Annotated in this window: 23 protein-coding genes and 1 tRNA gene; 17 read left to right on the top strand and 7 right to left on the bottom strand. The window is 69.3% G+C overall.

The annotated features are described in order from the left end of the window. Positions 1 to 144: 144 nt before the first annotated feature. A tRNA-Arg gene (locus ACIPR8_RS16285) sits at positions 145 to 221 on the bottom strand. 126 nt (positions 222 to 347) lie between these two features. On the opposite strand from ACIPR8_RS16285, the gene ubiA reads away from it, so the two are divergent. Continuing rightward, positions 348 to 1244, top strand: a complete 897-nt coding sequence (ubiA, locus tag ACIPR8_RS16280) for a 4-hydroxybenzoate octaprenyltransferase (protein WP_132862426.1) — start codon at positions 348 to 350, stop codon at positions 1242 to 1244. Between the two features lie 136 nt (positions 1245 to 1380). On the opposite strand, the gene ACIPR8_RS16275 is transcribed toward ubiA, so the two are convergent. Together ACIPR8_RS16275 and ACIPR8_RS16270 are read right to left on the bottom strand one after the other, a co-directional pair. After that, entirely contained in the window at positions 1381 to 1947 is a 567-nt protein-coding gene (locus ACIPR8_RS16275; protein ID WP_192288244.1) for an HdeD family acid-resistance protein, read from the bottom strand. 79 nt (positions 1948 to 2026) lie between these two features. Continuing rightward, positions 2027 to 2764 (bottom strand): double zinc ribbon domain-containing protein, encoded by a 738-nt coding sequence (locus tag ACIPR8_RS16270; protein ID WP_446541687.1) that lies wholly within the window; start codon positions 2762 to 2764, stop codon positions 2027 to 2029. Between the two features lie 49 nt (positions 2765 to 2813). Here ACIPR8_RS16270 and bioB point away from each other — a divergent pair, with 49 nt between their 5' ends. The 5 genes from bioB to bioC all read left to right on the top strand — a co-directional run bounded on the left by bioB (position 2814) and on the right by bioC (position 7655). Beyond that, positions 2814 to 3842, top strand: a complete 1029-nt coding sequence (gene bioB, locus ACIPR8_RS16265) for a biotin synthase BioB (RefSeq protein ID WP_446541686.1) — start codon at positions 2814 to 2816, stop codon at positions 3840 to 3842. Between the two features lie 80 nt (positions 3843 to 3922). Continuing rightward, positions 3923 to 5134, top strand: coding sequence for an 8-amino-7-oxononanoate synthase (gene bioF, locus ACIPR8_RS16260; RefSeq protein ID WP_132862422.1), 1212 nt, complete (start codon positions 3923 to 3925; stop codon positions 5132 to 5134). A 16-nt stretch (positions 5135 to 5150) separates the two neighbouring features. Further along, a complete protein-coding gene (bioH, locus tag ACIPR8_RS16255; protein WP_446541685.1) occupies positions 5151 to 5918 on the top strand; it encodes a pimeloyl-ACP methyl ester esterase BioH in 768 nt (255 codons plus the stop codon). Between the two features lie 46 nt (positions 5919 to 5964). Next, the gene (locus ACIPR8_RS16250; protein WP_192288248.1) at positions 5965 to 6747 is read left to right on the top strand and encodes an SDR family oxidoreductase; all 783 of its coding nucleotides are present in this window, start codon (positions 5965 to 5967) and stop codon (positions 6745 to 6747) included. A gap of 26 nt (positions 6748 to 6773) precedes the next feature. Further along, positions 6774 to 7655 carry a malonyl-ACP O-methyltransferase BioC gene (bioC, locus tag ACIPR8_RS16245; RefSeq protein ID WP_132862419.1) on the top strand — a complete coding sequence of 294 codons (882 nt, stop codon included), beginning with the start codon at positions 6774 to 6776 and terminating at the stop codon, positions 7653 to 7655. A gap of 58 nt (positions 7656 to 7713) precedes the next feature. Here the strand turns inward: bioC and ACIPR8_RS16240 are convergent, their stop codons facing one another. Genes ACIPR8_RS16240 through ACIPR8_RS16230 form a run of 3 tightly spaced genes read right to left on the bottom strand, consistent with a single transcriptional unit; the run spans position 7714 to position 9740 of the window. Then, positions 7714 to 8139, bottom strand: coding sequence for a ketosteroid isomerase-related protein (locus tag ACIPR8_RS16240; protein WP_446541684.1), 426 nt, complete (start codon positions 8137 to 8139; stop codon positions 7714 to 7716). Positions 8140 to 8175: 36 nt separating this feature from the next. Next, positions 8176 to 8793: a YdcF family protein gene (locus ACIPR8_RS16235; RefSeq protein ID WP_165931091.1), complete on the bottom strand. Its 618-nt coding sequence runs from the start codon at positions 8791 to 8793 to the stop codon at positions 8176 to 8178. After that, entirely contained in the window at positions 8778 to 9740 is a 963-nt protein-coding gene (locus ACIPR8_RS16230) for a pyridoxal-phosphate dependent enzyme (protein ID WP_132862416.1), read from the bottom strand. The genes ACIPR8_RS16235 and ACIPR8_RS16230 overlap by 16 nt, the downstream gene beginning before the upstream one ends. Before the next feature lie 140 nt (positions 9741 to 9880). Here ACIPR8_RS16230 and ACIPR8_RS16225 point away from each other — a divergent pair, with 140 nt between their 5' ends. The 11 genes from ACIPR8_RS16225 (at position 9881) to ACIPR8_RS16175 (ending at position 22404) form a co-directional block, all read left to right on the top strand. Continuing rightward, positions 9881 to 10450: a hypothetical protein gene (locus ACIPR8_RS16225; protein ID WP_192288251.1), complete on the top strand. Its 570-nt coding sequence runs from the start codon at positions 9881 to 9883 to the stop codon at positions 10448 to 10450. Between the two features lie 499 nt (positions 10451 to 10949). Further along, complete coding sequence (gene mnmG / locus ACIPR8_RS16220; protein ID WP_446541683.1) at positions 10950 to 12839, top strand: tRNA uridine-5-carboxymethylaminomethyl(34) synthesis enzyme MnmG; 1890 nt, start codon at positions 10950 to 10952, stop codon at positions 12837 to 12839. Between the two features lie 108 nt (positions 12840 to 12947). Further along, on the top strand, positions 12948 to 13766 hold the full coding sequence (locus tag ACIPR8_RS16215) for a nucleotidyltransferase domain-containing protein (RefSeq protein ID WP_446541682.1): 819 nt from the start codon (positions 12948 to 12950) through the stop codon (positions 13764 to 13766). A gap of 72 nt (positions 13767 to 13838) precedes the next feature. Continuing rightward, the gene (locus tag ACIPR8_RS16210; protein ID WP_446541681.1) at positions 13839 to 14378 is read left to right on the top strand and encodes a gamma carbonic anhydrase family protein; all 540 of its coding nucleotides are present in this window, start codon (positions 13839 to 13841) and stop codon (positions 14376 to 14378) included. 82 nt (positions 14379 to 14460) lie between these two features. Beyond that, entirely contained in the window at positions 14461 to 15369 is a 909-nt protein-coding gene (locus ACIPR8_RS16205; RefSeq protein ID WP_132862412.1) for a DUF2167 domain-containing protein, read from the top strand. A gap of 199 nt (positions 15370 to 15568) precedes the next feature. Continuing rightward, positions 15569 to 16246 carry an RDD family protein gene (locus ACIPR8_RS16200; RefSeq protein WP_446541680.1) on the top strand — a complete coding sequence of 226 codons (678 nt, stop codon included), beginning with the start codon at positions 15569 to 15571 and terminating at the stop codon, positions 16244 to 16246. Beyond that, positions 16243 to 17235: a stage II sporulation protein M gene (locus tag ACIPR8_RS16195; protein ID WP_446541679.1), complete on the top strand. Its 993-nt coding sequence runs from the start codon at positions 16243 to 16245 to the stop codon at positions 17233 to 17235. Before ACIPR8_RS16200 ends, ACIPR8_RS16195 begins: the two co-directional genes overlap by 4 nt. Beyond that, a complete protein-coding gene (locus tag ACIPR8_RS16190; protein ID WP_192288256.1) occupies positions 17225 to 18793 on the top strand; it encodes a DUF4129 domain-containing protein in 1569 nt (522 codons plus the stop codon). The genes ACIPR8_RS16195 and ACIPR8_RS16190 overlap by 11 nt, the downstream gene beginning before the upstream one ends. Then, a complete protein-coding gene (locus tag ACIPR8_RS16185) occupies positions 18790 to 19938 on the top strand; it encodes a DUF4350 domain-containing protein (RefSeq protein ID WP_446541678.1) in 1149 nt (382 codons plus the stop codon). The genes ACIPR8_RS16190 and ACIPR8_RS16185 overlap by 4 nt, the downstream gene beginning before the upstream one ends. Then, entirely contained in the window at positions 19935 to 20978 is a 1044-nt protein-coding gene (locus ACIPR8_RS16180; RefSeq protein WP_446541677.1) for an AAA family ATPase, read from the top strand. The genes ACIPR8_RS16185 and ACIPR8_RS16180 overlap by 4 nt, the downstream gene beginning before the upstream one ends. 127 nt (positions 20979 to 21105) lie before the next feature. Beyond that, positions 21106 to 22404, top strand: coding sequence for a DUF58 domain-containing protein (locus ACIPR8_RS16175; protein ID WP_446541676.1), 1299 nt, complete (start codon positions 21106 to 21108; stop codon positions 22402 to 22404). Between the two features lie 283 nt (positions 22405 to 22687). On the opposite strand, the gene ACIPR8_RS16170 is transcribed toward ACIPR8_RS16175, so the two are convergent. Then, positions 22688 to 23875 (bottom strand): glutathionylspermidine synthase family protein, encoded by a 1188-nt coding sequence (locus ACIPR8_RS16170; protein WP_132862404.1) that lies wholly within the window; start codon positions 23873 to 23875, stop codon positions 22688 to 22690. Position 23876 lies beyond the last annotated feature (1 nt).

The following is a 23876-nucleotide window of genomic DNA, read 5'->3' as shown; positions in this document are numbered from 1 at the left end:
GACCGGGCGCGCCTGCCCTGCCCTTCGCTGGGCTGCATCCACCTGACCGGCTGCACCGGCGCGGCGCGGCGCGGCGCGGAAAAGCAGAAACCCCGGATCGCTCCGGGGTTCCTGGGCATTCCGGGAGGTTCCCGGAAGTGAATCTGGCGCGCCCGGAGGGATTCGAACCCCCGACCAATGGCTTCGGAAGCCACTACTCTATCCGGCTGAGCTACGGGCGCAGAGTAGACCCGACCCGGATCGCCGGGCGGAGGCGCATTCTAACGACAAAGTCGCCGCAGGTCTTCCCCCACTCAGCTTCGTCATCGCGCTGGGGCCCGCCCGGGCCCAACTGGTACCCTTTACGCATGAGCCGTCTCCCCCGAAATCCGCCCGCCGCCGGCACCCCGTCGCGGTTCGGGCACTACTGGAAGCTGATGCGCGCCGATCGCCCGATCGGCACCCTGCTGCTGCTGTGGCCCACCTGGTGGGCGCTGTGGCTGGCCGCCGACGGCCTGCCCCCGCTGTGGACGTTGTTCGTGTTCACCGCCGGCGTCTGGCTGACCCGCTCGGCCGGCTGCGTGATCAACGACTACGCCGACCGCTGGCTGGACCCGCACGTCAAGCGCACCAAGGAGCGGCCGCTGGCCACCGGGGCGGTCTCCGGCCGCGAGGCGTTGGCCCTGTTCGCCGGGCTGATGCTGGTGGCGTTCGCGCTGGTGCTGACGATGAATGCGCTGACCATCGGCCTGAGCTTCATCGGTGTGTTCCTGGCCGCCAGCTATCCCTACCTGAAGCGCTACACCCACCTGCCGCAGGTCTACCTGGGCATGGCCTTCGGCTGGGGCATCCCGATGGCGTTCGCCGCGGTGCAGGGCGAAGTGCCGCCGCTGGGTTGGGTGCTGTACGGCGCCAACATCCTCTGGTCCACCGCCTACGACACCTGGTACGCCATGGTCGACCGCGACGACGACCTGAAGGTCGGCTCGCGCTCCACCGCCATCCTGTTCGGCGAGCTGGACCTGGTCATCCAGGGCATCCTGTACGCCCTGTTCTTCGGCGCGATGGCCCTGGTCGGGCAGCGCGCGGCGCTCGGCAGCGCGTACTGGGCCGCCCTGGCGGTGGCCCTGGCAATGGTGGTCTACGAGTTCTGGCTGTGCCGCAACCGCGAGCGCGAGCCCTGCTTCAAGGCCTTCCTGCACAACAACTGGGTCGGCGCGGTGTTGTTCGCCGGCATCGTCGCCAGCCAGTACCTCAACCGATAGCAGAAGGCCCGCAATGCGGGCCTTCTTTCTACGCAGCAGCGCCTCCAGGCGCGAGGCCGACACCCTGCAACGGGTTCCGGCTCTTCCCGCCCCGGCACCATCGCCGGCTTCGCGGCCCAGGCCGCACCTGCGTCGCTCAGGCTTTCAGCGCGCGCAAGCGGAACGCCGCGATCACCTGCAGCACCCCGTACACCAGGGCCAGCGCACCGATCCACAACGAGGTCACCATCAGCCCCGACAAGGGGTTGAGTGCGAACATCACGCCCAGCGCGACCGCCAGCAGGCCACTGAGGACCAACATCCACTCGCCGCGGATGTGCTTGCGCACGCGGATGGCGAACACGATGCGATAGATGCCACCGACGATCAGCCAGCCGGCCAGGAACAGCAGCAACACGCTGGCCGTGGCCAACGGGTTGAGGATGGCCAGCACGCCGAAGGCGATCGATACCAGGGCATAGAACACCGCCCAGCCCCGGGACACCGGCGCCGCGCCGCTGACCAGGCCGACCAGCACCACCACGCCCTCGACCACTGCCATCACGCCCAACCACCACGCCAGCAGGGCCGCCGTGCGCACCGGCGACATCAGCGTCAGCACGCCGAACACCACCGCCAGCAGCCCGAACAGCAGCACCACCCACCAGTTGCGCGTCAGCGCACTGAACAACGAACCTGCGGGAAACACCGGGGAACCGCCCATAGCCATCTCCTCATGTGATGCACGAAAGTTGATACCCCCTCGGCACTGACTTTATGCCACCGGCGCTGTCATGGCGCGATCACGGCACCCGCGCGCAGACCCAGGCGTCCACCCGGGTCACGCCGGCACGGCGCAGGGCAAGCGCCGCCGCCTGCAGCGTGGTGCCGGTGGTCATCACGTCATCCAGCAATGCCACGTGCGCCGGCAAGCCCGGCCTGGCAAGGAAGGCCGCGCGCAGGTTGCGCCGCCGCTGGTTGGCATCCAGCTCCGACTGCGGCAGGGTCGCGCGCGTCCGGCGCAGGCCATCGCAAAGCGGGATGCCCAGCGCCCGGGCCAGGGGCCGGGCCAGCTCGCGCGCCTGGTCATAGCCGCGCTGGCGCAGCCGCGCACGGTGCAGCGGTACCGGCAGCAGCGCCTGTGGCCGCGCCACGCCGGACAACCGCTCGGCCATCAACCCGGCCATCAACCCGGCCAGCAGGCGGCCGGCCGGCAGGTCGCGATGGAACTTGAAGCGCCGCAGCAGCCCATCGACCGGGCTGGCGTACAGGAATGCCGCGTGCACCTGCTCCAGTACCGGCCGCTGCTGCCGGCAGAACCCGCAGACCTGCCCCGCATCACCGGCCGACAGGGGCAGCGCGCAACGCAGGCAGGCCGCGCCCTGCCACGGCAGGTCCCCGGCGCAGGCGCGGCACAGGTCGCGCCCGCCGGCACCGGCCTCGCCGCATACCAGGCACTGCGGCGGGAACACCCCGCGGGACAGCCCTCTGGCCATCCTGTAAACCATCGATATCATGTTCAGGTTGACAGCTTCGCGCATGCTCACCAGACTGCGCCGCTTCTGTAGTCACCACCGTCAGGTAACACCGATGTCCGCTGTCATCCGCCACGACTGGAAACGCGAAGAGCTGCTGGCCCTGTTCGAGCTGCCGTTCCCCGAACTGCTGCACCGGGCCGCCAGCGTGCACCGCCAGCACTTCGATCCGGCCGAAGTGCAGGTCTCCACGCTGCTGTCGGTCAAGACCGGCGGCTGCCCGGAAGACTGCGCCTACTGCCCGCAGGCGCAGCGCTACGACACCGGCGTGGACGCGCAGAAGCTGATGGACACCGACAGCGTGGTCGCCCGCGCCCGCGCCGCCAAGCAGGCCGGCGCCTCGCGCTTCTGCATGGGCGCAGCCTGGCGTTCACCCAAGGACCGTGACATCCCCAAGGTCGCGGCGATGATCCAGCAAGTGAAGGCGCTGGGCCTGGAGACCTGCGCCACCCTGGGCATGCTGGAAGGCCACCAGGCACAGGCGCTGAAGGACGCCGGGCTGGACTACTACAACCACAACCTGGACACCGCGCCGGATTACTACGACTCGATCATCCATACCCGCCAGTACCAGGACCGCCTGGACACGCTGGAGCACGTGCGCAATGCCGGGCTGAAGACCTGCTGCGGCGGCATCGTCGGCATGGGCGAGACCCGCGAGCACCGCGCCGGCCTGCTGCTGGCGCTGGCCAACCTGCCGGCGCACCCGGACTCGGTGCCGATCAACCGGCTGGTGCAGGTGGCCGGCACCCCGCTGCACGGCAGTGCCGAGCTGGACCCGTTCGAGTTCGTGCGCATGATCGCCGTGGCCCGCATCGCCATGCCGCACTCGATGGTGCGCCTGTCGGCCGGCCGCGAGAGCATGAGTGATGAACTGCAGGCGCTGTGCTTCCTGGCCGGTGCCAACTCCATCTTCTACGGCGAGAAGCTGCTGACCACCGGCAACCCGGACACCGAGCGCGACCAGGCCCTGTTCGCCCGCCTCGGCATCCGGCCGATGCAGGTGAGCGTGGACGCGGACGACCACGACCACCCCGGCACGGTGCACCTGGACATCGCCCCGGCCTGCGCCCACGGCGCCTGAGCCCCGGCTGGCGACCGCCTCCGGGAATTCTCGCGGGCAACCGGTTACGCTAACCGGCCGTCCGACCATGAACCGATGCCATGGCCCGTCCCGACATCCACGACCGCATTCAGGACCAGCGCAAGCTGCGTCTCGCGCAGAGCCGCATCCGCACCCGCCGCACCGTCGGCCGGCGTGATGGCGTTCGCCTGGAGGTCGATGGCCGCTGGCTGACCGGCTTCTGCAGCAACGACTACCTCGGCCTGGCCCAACAGTTCGAGGTCATCGCCGCGCTGCAGGACGCGGCCTCGCGCGAGGGCGTGGGCAGCACCGCCTCGCACCTGGTCTGCGGCCACCACAGCCTGCACCAGCAGCTGGAACGGGAAATGGCCGACTGGCTCGGCTACCCGCGTGCGCTGCTGTTCGACAGCGGCTTCATGGCCAACCTGGCCGTGCAGCAGGCGCTGTTGAGCGAGGAGACCGACGTCTGCGTGCAGGACCGGCTCAACCACGCCAGCCTGCTCGACGCCACCCGCCTGGCCGGTTGCCGGCTGCGCCGTTACCCGCACCTGGACAGCGAAGGCGCGATGCGCCAGCTCAAGAACGCCGCCGACGGCGCCGCCATGCTGATCAGCGACGGCGTCTTCAGCATGGATGGCGACATCGCCCCGCTGCGTTCGCTGGCGCTGGTGGCGCGCATGCAGGAAGCCCTGTTCTACGTCGACGACGCACATGGCATCGGCGTGGTCGGCGAACACGGCCGCGGCTGCGTGGCCGACGCCGGGCTGGGCGTGAACGAAGTGCCGCTGCAGCTGGCCACGCTGGGCAAGGCGCTCGGCGGCCACGGTGCGGTGGTGCTGGGCGAGGATGCGCTGATCCAGCACCTGGCCGAGACCGCGCGCCCGTACATCTACACCACCGCGCTGCCACCGGCGCAGGCCGCCGCCTCGCTGGCGGCGGTCAAGCTGGCGCGCCGCGACCATTGGCGCCGCGACAAGCTCACCGAGCTGATCACCACCTTCCGTGAGGGCGCGCGCCGCCACGGACTGGAGCTGATGCCGTCGGAAACCCCGATCCAGCCGCTGCTGTGCGGCGACGAGGCCACGGTGATGGCGCTGTCGGCGACGCTGGAACAATCCGGCTTCCTGGTCAGCGCGATCCGCCCGCCGACCGTGCCCGAAGGCAAGGCGCGGCTGCGCGTGACGCTCTCGGCGCTGCACACCGTGGACCAGGTCAAGGCGCTGCTGGAAGCCATCGCCAAGGCCCGCGACCTGGTGCTGTACCAGAAATCATTGAACACCGTCGGCGCCTGAGCAGGTTGTACGCCCCATGCATATCGAAGTCACCGGCAGCGGACCGGCACTGGTCCTGATCCACGGCTGGGCATTGCATGGCGGCATCTTCGCACCGCTGGTCGAACGGCTGGCGGGGCAGTTCGAGCTGCACATTGTCGACCTGCCCGGCCATGGCCACAGCCGTGACGACGCCACTCCGTTGCGGCTGCCCTACCTGGTCAACGCCATCGCCGCCGCCACCCCGCCCGCGGTGTGGTGCGGCTGGTCGCTGGGCGGGCTGGTGGCCCTGCATGCCGCCGCCACCCTGCCGCAGGTGCGCGGACTGGCCATGCTGGCCGCCACGCCACGCTTCGTGCGCGGCGACGACTGGCCCGATGCGGTCCAGGCCAGCGTGTTCGAACAGTTCGGGCGTGACCTGGAACAGGACTACCGTGGCACGCTGGAGCGCTTCCTCGCGCTGGACGTGATGGGTTCCCAGCACGGCCGCAGCGAACTGCGCACCCTGCGCGAGGCCCTGGTCGCCCGCGGCGAGCCGGCGCCGCGCGCCCTGCACGAAGGCCTGGCCCTGCTTGAGCGCAGCGACCTGCGCGGCGCGCTCCCCAGCCTGCACAAGCCCGGCCTGTGGATCGGCGGCCAGCGCGACCGGTTGGTACCGGCCCGCGCGATGCACACCGCCGCTGCGTTGGCGCCGGCCGGCCTGCACCTCGCGCACAGCATCGAAGGCGGTGGCCACGCGCCGTTCCTGGGCCACGCCGACCAGGTCGCCGGGCTGCTGCAACACTTCGTTGCAGGCTGCGCGTGAGCATTTGTCCGATCATGTCGCTCCCCGCGTCGCACGAGGAATAAGCATGGATCTTGGAATCGCCGGCCGCTGGGCCCTGGTCTGTGGCGCCAGCAAAGGCCTGGGCCTGGGTTGCGCACGCGCATTGGCGGCCGAAGGCGTCAACGTGGTCATCGTTGCGCGCGGTGCCGACGCACTGGAAGCGGCTGCAGCGGACCTGCGCGCCCTGCCCGGTGCCGCGCAGGTGGTCACCGTCGCCACCGACATCACCACCGCGCAGGGCCGTGCCACGGCGCTGGCGGCGTGCCCGCAGGTCGACATCCTGGTCACCAACGCCGGCGGCCCACCCGCCGGGGATTTCCGTGACTGGGACCGGGACACCTGGCTGGCCGCGCTGGACGCCAACATGCTCACCCCGATCGAACTGATCCGCGCCACCGTCGATGCGATGGCCGCGCGCGGCTACGGGCGCGTGGTCAACATCACCTCCAGCTCGGTGAAGGCCCCCATCGACGTGCTCGGCCTGTCCAACGGCGCACGCTCGGGCCTGACCGGTTTCATCGCCGGCATCGCCCGTACCCACCTGGCCCGCAATGTCACCGTCAACAACCTGCTGCCTGGCGCCTTCGACACCGACCGCCTGCGCGGCATCCTGCAGGCCAGCGCGGACAAGCAAGGGCAGCCGCTGGCGGACGTCTCCGCGCGCCGCCAGGGCAGCATCCCCGCCGGCCGCTTCGGCACTGCCGACGAATTCGGTGCCACCTGCGCGTTCCTGTGCAGCGTGCATGCCGGCTACATCACCGGGCAGAACCTGCTGATCGACGGCGGCGCCTACCCCGGCACTTTCTGACTCCCGACCTTACCGACGTACCCGCCATGTCTTCCCTGTTCGATCCCAAGCACGTCCGCCGCGCCTTCTCGCGCGCCGCCTCCAGCTACCACGCCGCGGCGGCACTGCAGCAGGAGGTGGCCAAGCGGCTGCTGGAATCGCTGGACTACCTGGCCGACAAGCAACCGCAGGTGGTGCTGGACGTGGGCAGCGGCCCGGCCCACGCCACCGCGGTGATGAAGAAGCGCTGGCCCAAGGCGCAGGTGATCGCGCTGGACCTGGCCCTGCCGATGCTGGTCGAGGCAAAGCAGCAGGCCGGCTGGTGGCGCCCGTTCTCGCGGGTGTGCGCCGACGCGCGCGCCCTGCCGCTGGCCGACAACAGCGTGGACGTGATCTTCAGCAACCTGTGCCTGCAGTGGGTGGAAGACCTGCCGGCGGTGTTCGCCGGCTTCCGCCGCGTGCTCAAGCCCGGCGGCCTGCTGGTGTGCTCCACCTTCGGCCCGGACACGCTGGTGGAACTGCGCGAAGCCTTCGCACAGGCCGACGACACCGCGCACGTCAGCCGCTTCGTGCAGATCGCCCAGTTCGGCGATGCGCTGATGATGGCCGGCTTCCGCGACCCGGTGCTGGACCGCGACCTGTTCACCCTGACCTACGACGACCTGCCGGCGCTGATGCGCGAGCTCAAGGCGATCGGCGCGACCAACGCGATGAGCAACCGCCGCCACACGCTGACCGGCCGCAGCCGCTTCGCCGCCGCCAGCCAGGCCTACGAGCCGCTGCGCGGCGCCGACGGCAAGCTGCCCAGCAGCTGGGAAGTCATCTACGCCCATGCCTGGGCACCGGAACCGGGCGCCCCCATCCGCGAACACGGCCACGACGTCGCCGCCGTGCCGGTGTCGGCCATCCCGATCCGTCGCAAACAGTAGGCGCGGCCCCGCGCAGGAGCGGCCCCGGCCGCGAAGCCGATACCGCCTCAGTGCCGGATCAGGCGCTGACCTGCGTGATCCAGTCCTGCAGGTTGTAGTAATTGCTCACGCGGCTGATCCGCCCATCACGCACGTCGAAGAACGCACCGCCCGGCAGCACATAGCGTTGCCCCTGCGCCGGCGGCAGGCCGTCGTCGGTGTGGTGGTATTGGCCATGCACCACGTACTCGGCCGCCACCCGCAGGCCATCCTCGCTCGCCATCACCACCACATCGCGCAGTTGCTCGTGGTAGCTGGCTTCCATGCGTTGCAGGAACACGGCAAATGCTTGGCGGCCGACCTCGCGCGCGCCCTGGTTCAGGTCATGCGCCACGTCGTCGGACAGCCGTTCCAGCATGCCGGCCCAATCGCCGCGGTTGAAGGCATCGTAGTAGCCGCGCACCAGCGCGATCGCCTGCTGGCGGGAAGTATCGTCGTTGCTCATGCAGAACCCCTGCGTGTCGTGCGCCGCCGTCGCGCCTCAGGCGCCCTTGACGAACAGGTCGCGGTGGAAGAAATAGATTTCCTGCGCCAGGAAGCGCCAGCTGGTGTGGAAGCTGCGGAAGCGCGTGCTCGGCGTGGAGGAGGCCAATGCGTCGATGCCCAGTTCGTGCGACAGGCGCAGCGCGCGCGCCATGTGCAGCGGGTCGCTGACCACGATCACCCGGTGCATGTCGTTCTGCGCCATCACCCGGCGCGCCTCGACCAGGTTCTGCCGGGTGGTCCGCGAGCGGGTCTCGATCAGGATGTCCTCGGCCGGGATCTTCTGCTTGAGCGCGTAGCGGCGCGCCACCTGCGATTCGGAGAAGCGCGCGCGTGAGCCGCCAAACCCGCCGGTGAAGATCAGCTTGGGCGCATAGCCCTGCCGGTACAGGTCCAGCCCGTGGCGGATGCGCTCCTCGAACACCGGCGAAGGCTTGGCGTCATACGCCGCCGCGCCCAGCACGATGATCGCGTCGGCCGGCGCGGCCTGGTCGCGGTCACCCACCCAGATGATCCATGCCGCCACGCCCAGCAACCACAACGCCAGCAACACCCCGAACCGCCACAACCAACCCACCAGGCCGGTGCGTCCCTTGCTGCTCATTCCTTCCCCCACGGCAACGCATCCAGATCCACGTTGCCGCCGCTGAAGATCAACCCCACGTTGCGCCCGGCGAAACGCTCCGGCTGTGCCAGCACCGCGGCCAGGGTGATCGCCGATGACGGCTCGACCACCTGCTTCATCACCTGCCAGACCCGTCGCATCGCGGTCACGGTGTCCACGTCATCGACGGTGATCACCTCGGCGCGCTGGTTGAGCAGTTCGAAATTCGGTGCGCCCAGCGCGCCGCGCAGGCCATCGCAGACCGTGTCCGGCACGAAGTCCAGCAGTCGTTCGCCGGCGGCCAGAGAACGCGCGGTATCGGCGGCACCGGCCGGCTCGGCCAGCACCAGCGCGCAGTCGGGCAGCAGTTGCTGCAGGGCCAACAACGTCCCCGCGGCCAGCCCGCCGCCGCCCACCGGCACCACCAGCACGTCCAGCGTCGCCCCGGCCTGCCGCACCAGCTCCAACGCCGCCGTGCCCTGCCCGGCGATCACCTTGGCATCGGCATACGGGTGCACCAGCGTCGCCCCGGTCTCGCGCTGCACGCGCGCGCATTCGACCTCGCGCGCGGCCTGGTTCGGCGCGCAGCGCCACAACGTGGCGCCATTGCGCACGATGTTGGCCAGCTTGGTCGCCACCGCGCCCTCGGGCACCACCACGTGGCAGGGAATGCCACGCGAACGTGCCGCCAGTGCCAGCGCGGCCCCGTGGTTGCCGGAAGAATGGGTGACCACGCCACGCTGCGCCTGCTCGGCATCCAGCGACCACACCGCATTGCAGGCGCCGCGGAACTTGAATGCGCCCCCGCGCTGCAGGTGCTCGCCCTTGAAGTGCAGGCTTGCACCGGCCAGCCCGTCCAGTTCGCGCGAACGCAGTACCGGCGTGACCGTCGCGTGCGACGCGATACGCGCCGCGGCGGCCAGTACGTCAGCGAACCCGGGCAAGGAATGTTCGTTCATGGTGGAAGGTTAGCGTAGGCTCGCTGCCTTGGACCATCTCATTCGCGCATGGAATGTGTTCAGCCAAATCGGTACCGATTAAGGGCCGATTCAATCCACCAGCACGAAGCTGGCGCCATACCCATTGGGGGGGACGACACATGATCAAGCGCCTGATTGTTTCCACCGGCCTGTTGCTGGCCCTGTCCGGCTGCGCCACGTATGACTACGTCGGCGGTAGCGGTGGCGGCTACTACCATGGCTCGCCGTCGGTGCAGTACAGCTATCCGTATGGCTACCCTTACGGTGCCTACGGCGGCTATGGCTCCGGCTATTACGGTTACGGCAGCGGCTACTACGGGGGTGGCTACCCGGTCCATCGCCCGTACTACCGCCCGTACCCGCAGCGTCCGCCGCACGGCCACCGGCCGCCCCCGCCGGGCAACGGTCATGGCCATGGCGACAACCGTCCGCGTCCGCCGCGTCCGGGTGACAACCGCCCCAACCCGCCGACCCGTCCGATGCCGCCGGCCAACGGCGGTGGCAGCAAGTCGCCCTGGCGGGACATGGACCGCCTGCAGCGTCCGCAGCCCCGCGCGATGACCGAGCCACGCGCGGTTCCGCGTGCCCAGGCCATGCCTTCCCGGCCGGCCATGCAGTCCCGGCCGATGCCGGCCCGACAGCCGTCACAGAACCGCCTTCCACGCGAAGTCAGGAATGTGGAGAGATAAAAAGGTTGCATTTGCGGAAAATGCAGGCATCCTTTGTCCCACGGGTGACCGGTTACGTCGCAAACTGACCTAAACCGGTCCCGCCCAACCGCTTCAATGTCGATGTCCGCCAGGAAATCTGGATCCCCCCTGTTCCGGCCCTGTCGGGCATCGGCGCCTAAAAAAGACGAAGCCCCGGCCTAGGCCGGGGCTTCGTCTTTACTGCCTTGCTGCTTTCAATGCCTTGCAAGGCATTGTCGGATACCAGAGCCGGTAGTCCCCCGACTACCGGCCCCTGCTACCCCAACGTGCGCTTCGGTCGGCCCCTGTTCCAATTCCGACCTTGTTGCGCCTGTGTCGCATGCCACGTTGGGTGCAATGTATTAGCTGCAGGTTGCGTGCCAACTTTAGGCCTTCGTCTCAAGAATTTTCGTTGGCGGTAAAATCAGCAACCGGGCCGCCCTGGCACCGGAGGCATGCCCGGCAACGGACTTCACACTTCTCGACCAATCTCACGCCCATGAGCGACTCCTTCTACCGTTACGACGTCATCGTCATCGGCGGCGGCCACGCCGGCACCGAGGCCGCACTGGCCGCGGCCCGCGGCGGCGCCCGCACCCTGCTGCTGACCCACAACGTCGAGACCGTCGGCGCGATGAGCTGCAACCCGGCCATCGGCGGCATCGGCAAGGGCCACCTGGTCAAGGAGATCGACGCCCTGGGGGGCGCCATGGCGCATGCCGCCGACCGCGCCGGCATCCAGTGGCGCACCCTCAATGCCTCCAAGGGCCCGGCCGTGCGCGCCACCCGCTGCCAGGCCGACCGCAACCTGTACCGCATGGCGATCCGCGGCATCGTCGAGTCGCAGCCCAACCTGACCGTGTTCCAGGCGGCGGTGGACGACCTGGTGATCGAAGGCGACGCCGTGCGCGGCGCCATCACCCAGACCGGGCTGACCTTCCATGCCGCCGCCGTGGTGCTGACCGCCGGCACCTTCCTGGCCGGCAAGATCCACATCGGCGAGACCCAGTACACCGCCGGCCGCATGGGCGACCCGCCGGCCACCACGCTGGCCGCGCGCCTGCGCGAGCGTCCGTTCGCCATCGACCGCCTGAAGACCGGCACGCCGCCGCGCATCGACGGTCGCTCGCTGGATTACAGCGCGATGGAGGAACAGCCCGGCGATGACCCGCTGCCGGTGATGTCCTACCTGGGCGACGTGCGCGAGCATCCGCGCCAGGTCAGCTGCTGGATCACCCACACCAGCGAGCGCACCCACGAGATCATCCGCAACGCGCTGCACCGCTCGCCGCTGTACAGCGGCCAGATCGAGGGCATCGGCCCGCGCTACTGCCCCTCCATCGAGGACAAGGTGGTGCGCTTCGCCGAGAAGGACAGCCACCAGATCTTCGTCGAGCCCGAGGGGCTGGACGTGGTGGAGATCTACCCCAACGGCATCTCCACCTCGCTGCCGTTCGACGTGCAACTGGAGCTGGTGCGCAGCATCCGTGGCTTCGAGAACGCGCACATCACCCGCCCCGGCTACGCCATCGAGTACGACTTCTTCGACCCGCGCGGGCTGAAGAACACGCTGGAGACCCGCCAGGTCGCCGGCCTGTTCTTCGCCGGGCAGATCAACGGCACCACCGGCTACGAGGAAGCCGGCGCGCAGGGCCTGCTGGCCGGCATCAACGCCGCGCTGTTCGTGCAGGGCCGCGACGGCTGGTGCCCGCGCCGCGACGAGGCTTATATCGGCGTGCTGGTGGATGACCTGATCACCCACGGCACCAGCGAGCCGTACCGCATGTTCACCAGCCGCGCCGAATACCGGCTGCAGCTGCGCGAGGACAACGCCGACGTACGCCTGACCCCGACCGGCCGCGAGCTGGGCCTGGTCGATGCGCGTCGCTGGTCGGCGTTCCAGGCCAAGCAGGAAGCGGTGAGCAACGAAAGCGCGCGCCTGCGCGCCCTGTGGGCGACGCCGGCCAATGCCCTGGGCCGTGAAGTGGCGCAGGCCACCGGCGTGGCCGTCAGCCGCGAAACCAACGTGCTGGACCTGATCAAGCGCCCGGAACTGGACTACGCCAAGCTGATGCAGGTGCCCTCGCTGGGCCCGGGCGTGGACGACGCGCGCGTGGCCGAGCAGGTGGAGATCAGCGTCAAGTACGCCGGCTACCTGGACCGCCAGCGCGAGGAGATCGAGCGCCAGCAGCGCCACGAGAACACCGTGATCGCCGAAGGCTTCGACTTCGCCTCCGTGCGCGGCCTGTCCGCCGAAGCATTGCAGAAGCTCGAACGCGTGCGCCCGCAGACCATCGGCCAGGCACAGCGCATCCCGGGCATGACCCCGGCGGCGATCTCGCTGCTGCTGGTGCACCTGGAACGGGCACGGCGCGGCAAGGTGGCTTGAGGGGCGTTGCGCCTCCCCAACCGTCCCCGCCGGCTTCGGCGCAAGGGACGGAGCCAGAAGCAGAATCCGCCTACACTCATCACACCACGACGATGAGTACTGCAGGATATGGATATCCATCCGATCGACCCCGACAAGCGTGAAGCGGTGCTCGCCGCTCTGGAGCAGATCGAGCGCCAGCATGACGTCCGCGTGCTGATGGCCTGTGAGTCCGGCAGCCGGGGCTGGGGCTTTTCCTCTCCGGACAGCGACTACGACGCACGCTTCATCTACGTGCATCGGCAACCGTGGTACCTGAGCGTCAACGAACGCACCGGCCCCGGCGAACCGCAGCGCGACGTCATCGAGCTGCCGATCGACGACGAACTCGATATCAGCGGCTGGGACCTGCGCAAGGCGCTGCGCCTGGTCTCCAAGTCCAATCCGACACTCTCCGAGTGGCTGCGCTCGCCCATCCTGTACCGCGGCGACATGCAGGCCATCGCGTCGTTGCGCGAAGCGGTGGAAACCTTCCATTCACCGCTCGGCAGCTGGTGGCATTACTTCAACATGGCCACCACCAACCATCGCGGCTACCTGAAGGGCGAACGGGTACGCACCAAGAAATACCTGTACGTGCTGCGCCCGCTGCTCGCCTGCCAATGGATCGAGAGCGATCCCTCGCCGCCGCCAATGACCTTCGAAACCCTGCTTGATCGGCTGCTGCCCAATGGCCCGGTGCGAACCGCCATCGACCAGCTGCTGCAGGTGAAGCGTCGCAGCACCGAGGTCTCGGACGGGCCGCGCATCGCCGCCATCAGCGACTACATCGACGAGCAGTTGCAGCGACGCAGCGGCAGTGCTCCGTCATTGCCGGCAGGACAAGGGGATGGCGAAGCACTCGATGCATTGTTCCGAGGCATGCTGGAACGCCACGCACCACGCTGATGCCATGCCGCCGCGTGCTGCGGGAGCGCGCGGTATCATGCGTGTCACGCTTTTCAGAACCGGATACCACGCATGACCGCCCTGCGCCCCTTCCTGGACAAGATGCCCGTCATCGGCGAGCGCGTTTACGTGGACCCGGCCTGCACCATCATCGGTGACGTGGAAATCGGTGATGACGCCTCGATCTGGCCGGGCACGGTGATCCGTGGCGACGTGAACCACATCCGCATCGGTGCGCGCACCAACGTGCAGGACGGCACGATCATCCACGTCAGCCATGACAGCCCCTACAACAAGGGCGGCTACCCGACCCTGATCGGCGAAGGCGTCACCGTGGGCCATGGCTGCATCATCCACGCCTGCACCATCGGCGACTACTGCCTGATCGGCATGGGCGCATGCATCCTCGATGGCGCGGTGATCGAGGCCAACGCCTTCATCGCCGCCGGTGCGGTGGTCGGCCCGGGCAAGGTGGTGCGCAGCGGCGAGCTGTGGGCGGGCAACCCGGCGCGGTTGATGCGCCAGCTCAGCGAGAAGGACATCGAGGGCCTGCGCTACTCGGCCGACCACTACGTCAAGGTCAAGGACCAGTACCGCGGCATGCAGGGCTGACCAACGGCCCATTGCCGTCAGTTGCGATGGCGCGCAAACTGCGCGCCCTGGGCGTGGGGACGCCCCCTTGAAGGATCAAGAAATGAAGTCGATCAAATCCGTCGCGCTCGGCCTGCTGGCCGCTGCGTCGCTGCTGTGCCTGCTGCCCGCTACCGCCGCCGCCCAGGAAGAGCAGGGCATGAGCGCAGAACAGTTCGTGAAGTCGCTGGACTTCCATACCGGCCCGATCGCGGTGCCGGCGGCCAAGGCGCATTTCAACCTCGGCGACGAGTTCCAGTACCTGGAAAAGGCCGATGCCCGCCGCGTGCTGGAAGACATGTGGGGCAACCCGCCCGATGACAGCGTGCTCGGCCTGATCGTGCCGCGCAGCCCCGGCCTGCTCGAGGACGGCAGCTGGGCGGTGGTGGTCACCTACTCCGACGACGGCTACGTGTCCGATGGCGACGCCAAGGACATCGACTACAGCGAACTGCTGGAGACCATGCAGACCAGCATCCGCGAGGCCAACCCGGAGCGGGTGAAGGCCGGTTATGGCTCGCTGGACCTGATCGGCTGGGCCGTGCCGCCGCGCTACGACGCCGACAGCAAGAAGCTGTACTGGGCGCGTGAGCTGGCCTTCAACAACGAGCCCGCGCACTCGCTGAACTACGACATCCGCGTGCTCGGCCGCTATGGCTACCTGAGCCTCAACGCGGTGTCGGCGATGTCGGACCTGTCCGCGGTGCGCACCGGCATGGACCGCCTGCTGCCGATGACCGAGTTCAACGAAGGCGCGCGCTACGCCGACCACAACGCCAGCACCGACAAGGTGGCCGCCTACGGCGTGGCCACGCTGATCGGTGGTGGCCTGGCCGCCAAGGCCGGCCTGTTCGCCAAGGTGGGCCTGCTGCTGGCCAAGTTCTGGAAGCTGTTGCTGATCGGCGTGATCGCGCTGGGTGCCGGCGTCCGCAAGCTGTTCAGCGGCAAGCGCGAAGGCGGCACGGTCCGCTGAGCCGCCCCCGCCCAGCCTGCCGCCACCAGCAGCAGGCTGGGCTTTCACATGGGCGCCAGTTAAAGTCTGCACCCTGACAGGACGCAGTCGAGACACGAATGCCACAGGCATCCGTCCGGGCCGGAAACCGGACTTCCCGCCAGCCCGGGCCAACGCAGCACGCTGCGCAGGCGGTGCCGTGATGCCCGCGGGCGCGCCCATGCTCGATACCTATCGCGAAGTGATCACGCCCGAAGGCGTGCCGCTGCAGTTGCCCGCCGCCGGCCCGGTGCCGCGCGCACTGGCCTGGTTGATCGACCTGCTGGTCCGCTTCGGCGTGTTGATGGTGATGAGCCCGGTGCTGCTGGCCCTGGGCGACTTCGGCCAGGGCCTGTACCTGGGCCTGATGTTCCTGATGTTCTGGGCCTACCCGATCGTGCTGGAAGTCTGGTTCGGCCAGACCCTGGGCAAGCGCGTGCTCGGCCTGCGCGTGGTCGCCAATGACGGTGCGCCGCTGGGCTGGATGCCGGCCATCGTGCGCAACCTGCTGCGCACCGTGGACGCACTGCCGTTCGGCTACGCGGTGGGCCTGATCAGCTGCCTGTGCGACCCCTATGGCCGGCGCCTGGGTGACCTGGTCGCCGGCTCGCTGGTGGTGCATGCCCCGCCGCGCGCGGCCGAACCGCCGGCGCGGATCGAGACCGTGCTTGCCCCGCCGGTGCCGCTGCAACCCGGTGAACAGATCGCCCTGATCGCCTTCGCCGACCGCGCGCCGGCCCTGTCCGGGCCGCGCCAGAACGAACTGGCCGACATCGCCTGGGGCCTGAGCCAGGCCAGCGGCGCGGCCGGCGTGCTGCGCCTGTATGCCATGGCCAACTGGTTGTTGGGGCGGCGATGAAGCAGGAGCAGTTCGTCACCCGTTACCAGCATGAGTGGCAGCAGTTCGAGCAGTGGCTGCAGCGGCGCGGGGGCCATGCCCGCAGCGTGCGCGGCACCGTGGACGCCGACCTGCCCGGCGATGAGACCATCCCGCAGCGCTACCGGCGGTTGTGCCAGCAGCTGGCGCTGGCCCGCCACCGCGGTTACAGCCCGCAGCTGGTCGAACGCCTGCAGCAGCTCTCGCAGAACGGCCACAACCTGCTCTACCGCACCCCGCCGCCGCGCTGGTCGCGCGCGGTGGAGTTCCTGTTCGCCGACTTCCCGTTGGCCGTGCGCAGCCAGGCCGGCGCGATGTGGACCGCGCTGGCGCTGTTCGCGGTGCCGCTGGTGGGCATCTTCGTGCTGCTGCAGCTCAAGCCGGACCTGGTCCACATGCTGTTGAGCACCACCCAGATCGCGCAGATGGAAAAGATGTACGACCCGGCCGCCGACCACCTGGGCCGCGACAGCGGCACCGACTGGGCGATGTTCGGCCACTACATCATGAACAACATCAGCATCGGCCTGCGCACCTTTGCCAGTGGCCTGTTGGCGGGGATCGGCACGGTCCTGGTGCTGCTGTTCAACGGCATCACCATCGGCGCGGTGGCCGGCCACCTGCAGCAGGCCGGCTTCGGCGAGCCCTTCTGGCGCTTCGTGGTCGGGCATGCGCCGTTCGAGCTGACCGCCATCGTGATCGCCGGCGGCGCCGGCCTGCAGCTGGGCCTGCGCCTGCTGGCACCGGGTCGCATGCGCCGCATCGATGCCCTGATCGAAGGTGGCCGGGTCGGCGCCCGACTGTGCCTGGGCGTGGCCTTCATGCTGCTGATGGCCGCGTTCATCGAGGCGTTCTGGTCATCGATCGCGTGGGTGCCGATGTGGGGCAAGCTGACCGTCTCCGGCGTCCTGTGGACGCTGGTGATCCTCTGGCTGTGGCGCGGCGGACGTGGGAGCGCACATGCGCATTGACCAGCTCGACGTGGTGCTGCGCGCCCGCTCGCAGTGGGAGGCGATGGAGCTGGGCACGGCGCTCGTGCGCCGGCATGCCTGGGCCATCTGGAAGCCCTGGCTGCTGGTCACCCTGCCGGTGTTCGCGCTGCTCAACCTGCTCGGCCTGTGGCTGGACAACTTCTGGTTGCCGGCGTTGGTGATGTGGTGGCTGAAGCCGGCATTCGAGCGGATCCCGTTGTACGTGATCTCGCGCGGTGCCTTCGGCGCGGTGCCGACCACCGCTGAGACACTGCGCGCGCAGCTGCGCTGGGGCTGGCGCGGCATCGGCGCCTACCTGGGCTGGCGCCGGCTCAGCCCGGCACGCTCGCTGCTGATGCCGGTGGACCTGCTGGAGGGTGGCGATGGCCCGCAACGCGGCATGCGCCGGCGTGCACTGGGCGGTGCCAGCTATGGCCACGCCACGCTGCTGACCTCGGTGTGCTGGCACTTCGAGGCCATGCTGCAGCTGGCCGGCATCGCCCTGATCTTCATGTTCATGCCGGTGGAAGACCTGCCCGAATCGCTGCGTGCCTCCTGGTCGCTGATCGGCGACGAAACGCCCGCGTGGGCGTGGATCGGCTTCAACCTGCTGGCCTGGGGCGCGATGACCCTGATCGGCCCGTTCTACAGCGGTGCCGGCTTCGGCCTGTACCTCAACCGCCGCACCCAGCTGGAAGCCTGGGACGTGGAGATCGCCTTCCGCCGCCTGCGCGAGCGCCTGGCCCGGCTGGCGCCATTGATGGTGCTGTTCCTGCTGGTCGGCATCGCGCCGCTGCGCGCGCAGCAGAGCAACGCCCTGCCCGACTCGGTGCTGAGCAACCACAAGGAAACCGCCGCGCCGTCGAACGCGATCGTCCCGGCCACGCCGCATGCGGTGTTCGGCCAGGGCGACGCCGACACCGACGGCTTCCGCCAGGCCGCCGCACGCGCCTACGAGGATCCGCAGCTGGGCGCCAAGCGCACGGTGGACAAGTGGGTGTTCAAGGAACGGGACAAGCCCACGCAGGACAACAGCGACCAGACGCGTGACCCGTCGTTCATGACGTTCGTCTCGCAGGTGCTCGCGCTGATCGGCGAAAGCATCCTGTGGATCGTGCTGGCCGCACTGCTGATCGTGCTGGCGCTCACCGCCCGCTGGTGGTTGCCGTGGCTGCGTGGCAGTGGCCGGCGCACGCGCGAAGCACAGACCCCGGTGCAGCACGACGCGCTGCTGGTGCCCGAAGTGCTGCCGCCGGACATCCTGGGCAGCGCGCGCCGCCTGTGGCGCGAAGGCAAGCCGCGTCATGCACTGGCCTTGCTGTACCGCGCGTCGGTGGAGGTGCTGGGTCAACGTGCCGACATCGTGTTGCCACCCGGCGCCACCGAGGCGCAGTGCCTGCGGGCCTCGCGGCGCATGCCGCAGGAAGCCGACCGCACCCTGTTCGCGCGCATGGTGCGCACCTGGCAGTACGCCGCCTATGCCGGCCGCCTGCCCAGCGAGGACGAGTTCGAGGCATTGATGGGTGAACTGCACCGGCAGTACGGGTGGCGCACGTGAGCGCGCGCCTGCGCTACGGGCTGATCGCGGGCATCGGCGTGCTGGTCAGCGCGCTGGTGGTGGCATGGGTGTTCTCCGCCGTCGAACGGCGCAAGGAGGAGATCACCCTGCCCGCCTACGGCGAGCCCACCTACAACCCGCTGTATGCCCTGCGCGAAACCCTGCACCGCGACGGGCAGAAGGCCGAATCGCGGCGCCAGCTCGACCTGGCCGACATGAAGCTGCAGCCCGGCGACACCGTGGTGATGCTGGACGACCCGCGCCTGCTCTCGCCGCCGCAGGTCAGCGGCCTGCTCGACTGGGTGCAGTTCGGCGGGCACCTGGTCCTGCAGATGCCCGGGGCCGATGAGGAGCTTGATGGCGACGACGCGGGCCTGCTGGAGCAGCTGGGCGTGGAGACTAGCGAGGTCCCGGCACGCTGCCTGCCATGGCGCGTGAACGGCCAGGAGGAGCACCAGGAGTTCTGCTCCGGCAACCGCTTCACCGTGGATGGCAGCACCCGGGTCGAACGCCGCTGGGGCGACGGCACGGATGCCACGCTGGCCTGGGCGCGGCTGCGCTACGGCACCGGCCGCATCGACGTGCTGGGCAGCACCGATTTCCTGCGCAACGGGCGCGGCGAATATGAAACCGGCCTGCGCGACATCCCGCACCGCGACCTGGCCCGGCTGGTGCTGGCGCCCAACTACGGCAAGGGCACCACGCACCTGGTCTACGAGATGCAGATGCCGTCGCTGTGGCGGACCCTGCTCAAGCAGGGCTGGCCGGTCTGGCTGCCGCTGCTGCTCGCCCTGCTGGCGTGGCTGTGGGCGCGCAGCCAGCGTTTCGGCGCGCTGCAGCCGTCCCCGCGCGGCGACCGCCGCTCGCTGCTGGAGCACGTGCGCGCCTCCGGCGAACACCTGCATCGCTACGGCAAGTCACCGCTGCTGTACGACGCGGTGCGCCAGTCCTTCCTGGCCCGCCTGCGCCGCCGCGCACCGGTGGCCGCGGCCCTGGTTGGCGACGCCCAGGCCCAGGCCATCGCCGATCACCTGCAATGGCCGCTCGCCCGCGTGCAGAGCGCGCTGCAGGTTCCCCCCTCGCGGGACGACAACGCCCTGCGTGAACGCATCCGCCTGCTCATCCAGATGAGAAACCAGCTATGAACGAGACGCCGTTTCCGCCCGCCCTTCCCGGCGAGGCTCCCGTCGCCGCGCCCGCACCTGCCGCGGCACCCGCGCCTGCACCGGGCAACGCCGAGGTGATCGATCGCGTCGAGCGCATCCGCGAAGCCGTCGGGCAGGCCTTCATCGGCCAGGCCGATGTGCTCGAGCAGATCCTGATCGCGCTGTTGGCCGGTGGCCACGTGCTGATCGAAGGCGTGCCCGGCCTGGGCAAGACGCTGCTGGTGCGCGCCCTGGCCCAGGCATTGGAGCTGGACTACGCGCGCGTGCAGTTCACCCCGGACCTGATGCCCAGCGACGTCAGCGGCCACGCGGTGTACGACCCCAAGACCGAGAGCTTCAAGATCCGCCGCGGCCCGGTGTTCACCAACCTGCTGCTGGCCGATGAAATCAACCGCGCCCCGGCCAAGACCCAGTCGGCGCTGCTGGAAGTGATGCAGGAAGGCCAGGTCACGATCGAGGGCAAGGCCTTCCCGCTGAACCCGCCGTTCCTCACCTTGGCCACGCAGAACCCGGTCGAGCAGGAGGGCACCTACCCGTTGCCTGAGGCGCAGTTGGACCGCTTCCTGCTGAAGGTGCTGATCGACTACCCGCAGCTGGAAGACGAGAAGCGCATGGTCCAGGCCATCACCGTCGGCCGCACCGCCGGCGACTTCGACCTGTCGCAGGTGCCGCGCGTGCTCAGCGGCAGCGACGTGGTCGCGCTGCAGAAGGCCGTGGCCGAGATCACCGTCGACCCGCAGGTGATCGACTACGCGGTGCGCATCGTCGCGGCCACCCGCAAGTGGCCGGGCATCGCGTTGGGCGCTGGCCCGCGTGGCAGCATCGCGCTGGTACGCGCAGCACGCGCCCAGGCGGTGCTGTCCGGCCGCGATTTCGTCACCCCCGACGACGTGCGCGAGATCGCCAAGCCGGCCCTGCGCCACCGCATCACGCTGGCCCCGGAACTGCAGATCGAAGGCCAGTCCGCCGACGACGCGCTCACCGCCCTGCTCGCCAAGGTCGAGGCCCCGCGCAAGTGAGCCCACGCACGGCCACCGCGCACGCCTCTGCCCCCTGCCTTGCGCACGCAGTGCGTAGGGGAGGCAGGGGGAGCGGTGCCGATGCTCCCGCTGTTTCCACCCCCTGCACCACCACGGAACCCCATCAGTGAGACCGTCACCGCTGCTGATCACATTGCTGGTGCTGTGGGGCCTGCTGGGTGTGCCGGTGGCCCTGCATTACCTGCCGCTGCAGGCATGGACGCTGACGGCCGCGGCGATCGCGGTGCTGGCGCTGCTCGATGCGTTGCTGCTGTGGCGCCGCCCCACCCCGCAGGTGCGGCGTGAACTTCCCGACTCGCTCGCCCTGGGCGTCGAACGCGAAACCTGGCTGCAGATCGATGCATTCGGGCGGCAACGCGTGGACGTGTACGACCTGGTCCCGGATGGCTGGGAAACGCCGGGCCTGCCGCGTCGCCTGACCCTGCCGCGCGCCAGCGAAACCCGTTTCAGCTACCACCTCACCCCGTCCAACCGCGGCACGTTCGTGTTCGACGGCGTGCAATTGCGCCTGCATTCGCTGCTGCGCCTGTGGCGTCAATCGCGCATCGCCGGGCCGCCGCAGACCGTGCGCGTCTACCCCAACTTCGCCCCGCTCACCCGGCTGGCCCTGCTCAGCGCGGAAATGGCCTCGCGTCTGGTCGGCGCGCACCTCAAGCGCCGCCGTGGTGAAGGCACCGACTTCCACCAGATGCGCGAGTACCGCGTCGGCGACAGCCTGCGCCAGATCGACTGGAAGGCCACCTCGCGCGCGCGCAAGCTGATCTCGCGCGAGTACCAGGACGAGAAGAACCAGCAGCTGGTGATGATGATCGACACCGGTCGCCGGATGATGGCGCACGAAGGTGGCCTGTCGCATTTCGACCATGTGCTCAACGCCGCGCTGGTGGTGTCCTACCTGGCGCTGCGCCAGGGCGACGGCGTGGGCCTGTTCGCCACCGGCGGCGACAGCCGCTGGGTAGCACCGCAACGCGGCCTGGGGGCGATCGACACCCTGCTGCGCGCCAGCTACGACCTGCAGGCGCGGCCGGTCGCCACCGACTACCTGGCCGCTGCCACCGAACTGAGCCTGCGCCATTCGCGGCGCACTCTGGTGATGCTGGTGACCAACGTCCGCGACGAGGACATCGAGGACCTGCTCGCCGCCGTGCGCCTGCTGCAGAAGCGCCACCTGGTCTGCGTGGCCAGCCTGCGCGAAAGCGAGCTGGACGACGCGCTGGCCCGCGACGTGGAGACCGTGTCCGATGCCATCCAGGCCGGTGCCATCACCCGCTACCTGCAACAACGTGCCGACGCCCACGAAGCCCTGCGCAGCCACCGCGTGATGGTGCTGGACGTCACCGCCGAGGAGCTGCCCGCCGCGCTGGTCGAGCGTTACCTGGCGGTCAAGCGCGACGGCCTGCTGTAGCCGGTAGAAGCGGCTTCGGTCGCGAAGCGGGTGTCGTCACCGGCACGGAAAAGCACCCCTCCCCAACCCTCCCCTTGGCTGCGCCAAAGGGAGGGGGCAAGAGCGGCACAACTCGCATGCTGAAAGGCCATGCATGACCGCCCCCTCCCTTTGGCGCAGCCAAGGGGAGGGGTGGGGAGGGGTCGCTCCTTCGCCTATGCCGACAACGCTTCCACCGTCGAGAACAACCGCACGCAGAAGCCCCCCGGCTTCGCGGCCAAGGCTGCTCCTACCCAGGGCAGCGTCAGACGTAGATCCGCGTGCTCCCCTGCGGCGCGTCATCGATGATGGCGTGCGGCAGGAAACGGGCGCTGTCGCGGGTGATGCGGCTGTTGTCCTCGCGCACGCCGATGCCACAGGCGCGGTCACCCACCACCCAGCTGCCGACCAGCGGATAGTTGCCCTCGAACATGGGCAGCGCGTGGAACGCCTGGCGGATGTTCGGCCCCGCGTACGGGCCCTCGCTCTCCTGCCAACTGCCGTCGCTCATATGCATGGCCACGTTCGCACCCTCGCGCGAATGCAGCGGCTTGCGCACCCAGCCAGCCGGCAGGGCACTGCCATCGTCGAAGTACGATTCCAGCAGGTTGGGATGGCCGCGATGGCGTTCCCACAACAGCGGCAGGATGCCCTTGTTGCTCAACACCGCCTTCCAGGCCGGTTCCAGCAGCTGCACGCCGGAACGGGGCAATGCCGCGCCGAACTCCTCCTGCATCAGGTCTTCGAGCGGGTACAGCTTGAACAGGCTGCCGATCACCACGTCGTCCAGGTCGGTGAAGCGGCCGTCGGCCGACAGGCCGATGTCCTCGATGGCGATGGCCGCGCCATGCAGGCCGGCCTGCGCCGCGCAGTCGCGCAGGTAGGCCACCGTGCCCTGGTCTTCCTCGGACTCACGCACCGCGCTGAAGTACAGCGGCGGCGGCAGGCGCGCCGACAGTTCGGCAAAGCGCTCCACCAGCGTCTCGTGGAGGGAGTTGAACTGGTCGGCCTGCTGCGGCAGGACGCCACGGTTGCGCTGGTCTTCCAGCCATTGCCACTGGAAGAACGACGCCTCGTACAGCGAGGTCGGCGTGTCGTAGTTCAGCTCGTACAGCTTGGCCGGGCCCTTGCCGTCATAGGCGAAGTCCAGCCGGCCGTACAGGTGCGGGTCGCGGCGGCGCCAGCTCTCGGCGATCCAGTCGCGGAACGGCTCGGGAATGGCCAGCTGCGCCATCAGCGCCTCGCTGGCCACCACCTCGCCGACCAGGTCCAGCGCCATCGCATGCAGCTCGGCGCTGGGGTCTTCCAGGTCGTTCTCGATCTGCCGCAGGGTGAAGGCGTAGTACGCGCTTTCGTCCCAGTACGGCGCACCGTCGATGGTGTGGAAGCGGAAACCTGCCTCGGCGGCACGTGCTCGCCAGTTGTCGCGCTCGGCGATTGCTACACGCCGCACC

Source organism: Stenotrophomonas sp. LARHCG68 (genome assembly GCF_052871705.1).
The sequence above is the reverse complement of the archived record's forward strand: the minus strand, read 5'-3'. Positions and strand labels throughout refer to the sequence as shown.

What these genes read in the sequence shown, in the direction of transcription:
- ubiA (WP_132862426.1), top strand. Translation starts at nt 348, where the DNA reads ATGAGCCGTCTCCCCCGAAATCCGCCCGCCGCCGGCACCCCGTCGCGG.
- ACIPR8_RS16275 (WP_192288244.1), bottom strand. Translation starts at nt 1,947, where the DNA reads ATGGGCGGTTCCCCGGTGTTTCCCGCAGGTTCGTTGTTCAGTGCGCTG.
- ACIPR8_RS16270 (WP_446541687.1), bottom strand. Translation starts at nt 2,764, where the DNA reads ATGCGCGAAGCTGTCAACCTGAACATGATATCGATGGTTTACAGGATG.
- bioB (WP_446541686.1), top strand. Translation starts at nt 2,814, where the DNA reads ATGTCCGCTGTCATCCGCCACGACTGGAAACGCGAAGAGCTGCTGGCC.
- bioF (WP_132862422.1), top strand. Translation starts at nt 3,923, where the DNA reads ATGGCCCGTCCCGACATCCACGACCGCATTCAGGACCAGCGCAAGCTG.
- bioH (WP_446541685.1), top strand. Translation starts at nt 5,151, where the DNA reads ATGCATATCGAAGTCACCGGCAGCGGACCGGCACTGGTCCTGATCCAC.
- ACIPR8_RS16250 (WP_192288248.1), top strand. Translation starts at nt 5,965, where the DNA reads ATGGATCTTGGAATCGCCGGCCGCTGGGCCCTGGTCTGTGGCGCCAGC.
- bioC (WP_132862419.1), top strand. Translation starts at nt 6,774, where the DNA reads ATGTCTTCCCTGTTCGATCCCAAGCACGTCCGCCGCGCCTTCTCGCGC.
- ACIPR8_RS16240 (WP_446541684.1), bottom strand. Translation starts at nt 8,139, where the DNA reads ATGAGCAACGACGATACTTCCCGCCAGCAGGCGATCGCGCTGGTGCGC.
- ACIPR8_RS16230 (WP_132862416.1), bottom strand. Translation starts at nt 9,740, where the DNA reads ATGAACGAACATTCCTTGCCCGGGTTCGCTGACGTACTGGCCGCCGCG.
- ACIPR8_RS16225 (WP_192288251.1), top strand. Translation starts at nt 9,881, where the DNA reads ATGATCAAGCGCCTGATTGTTTCCACCGGCCTGTTGCTGGCCCTGTCC.
- mnmG (WP_446541683.1), top strand. Translation starts at nt 10,950, where the DNA reads ATGAGCGACTCCTTCTACCGTTACGACGTCATCGTCATCGGCGGCGGC.
- ACIPR8_RS16215 (WP_446541682.1), top strand. Translation starts at nt 12,948, where the DNA reads ATGGATATCCATCCGATCGACCCCGACAAGCGTGAAGCGGTGCTCGCC.
- ACIPR8_RS16210 (WP_446541681.1), top strand. Translation starts at nt 13,839, where the DNA reads ATGACCGCCCTGCGCCCCTTCCTGGACAAGATGCCCGTCATCGGCGAG.
- ACIPR8_RS16205 (WP_132862412.1), top strand. Translation starts at nt 14,461, where the DNA reads ATGAAGTCGATCAAATCCGTCGCGCTCGGCCTGCTGGCCGCTGCGTCG.
- ACIPR8_RS16200 (WP_446541680.1), top strand. Translation starts at nt 15,569, where the DNA reads ATGCTCGATACCTATCGCGAAGTGATCACGCCCGAAGGCGTGCCGCTG.
- ACIPR8_RS16195 (WP_446541679.1), top strand. Translation starts at nt 16,243, where the DNA reads ATGAAGCAGGAGCAGTTCGTCACCCGTTACCAGCATGAGTGGCAGCAG.
- ACIPR8_RS16190 (WP_192288256.1), top strand. Translation starts at nt 17,225, where the DNA reads ATGCGCATTGACCAGCTCGACGTGGTGCTGCGCGCCCGCTCGCAGTGG.
- ACIPR8_RS16180 (WP_446541677.1), top strand. Translation starts at nt 19,935, where the DNA reads ATGAACGAGACGCCGTTTCCGCCCGCCCTTCCCGGCGAGGCTCCCGTC.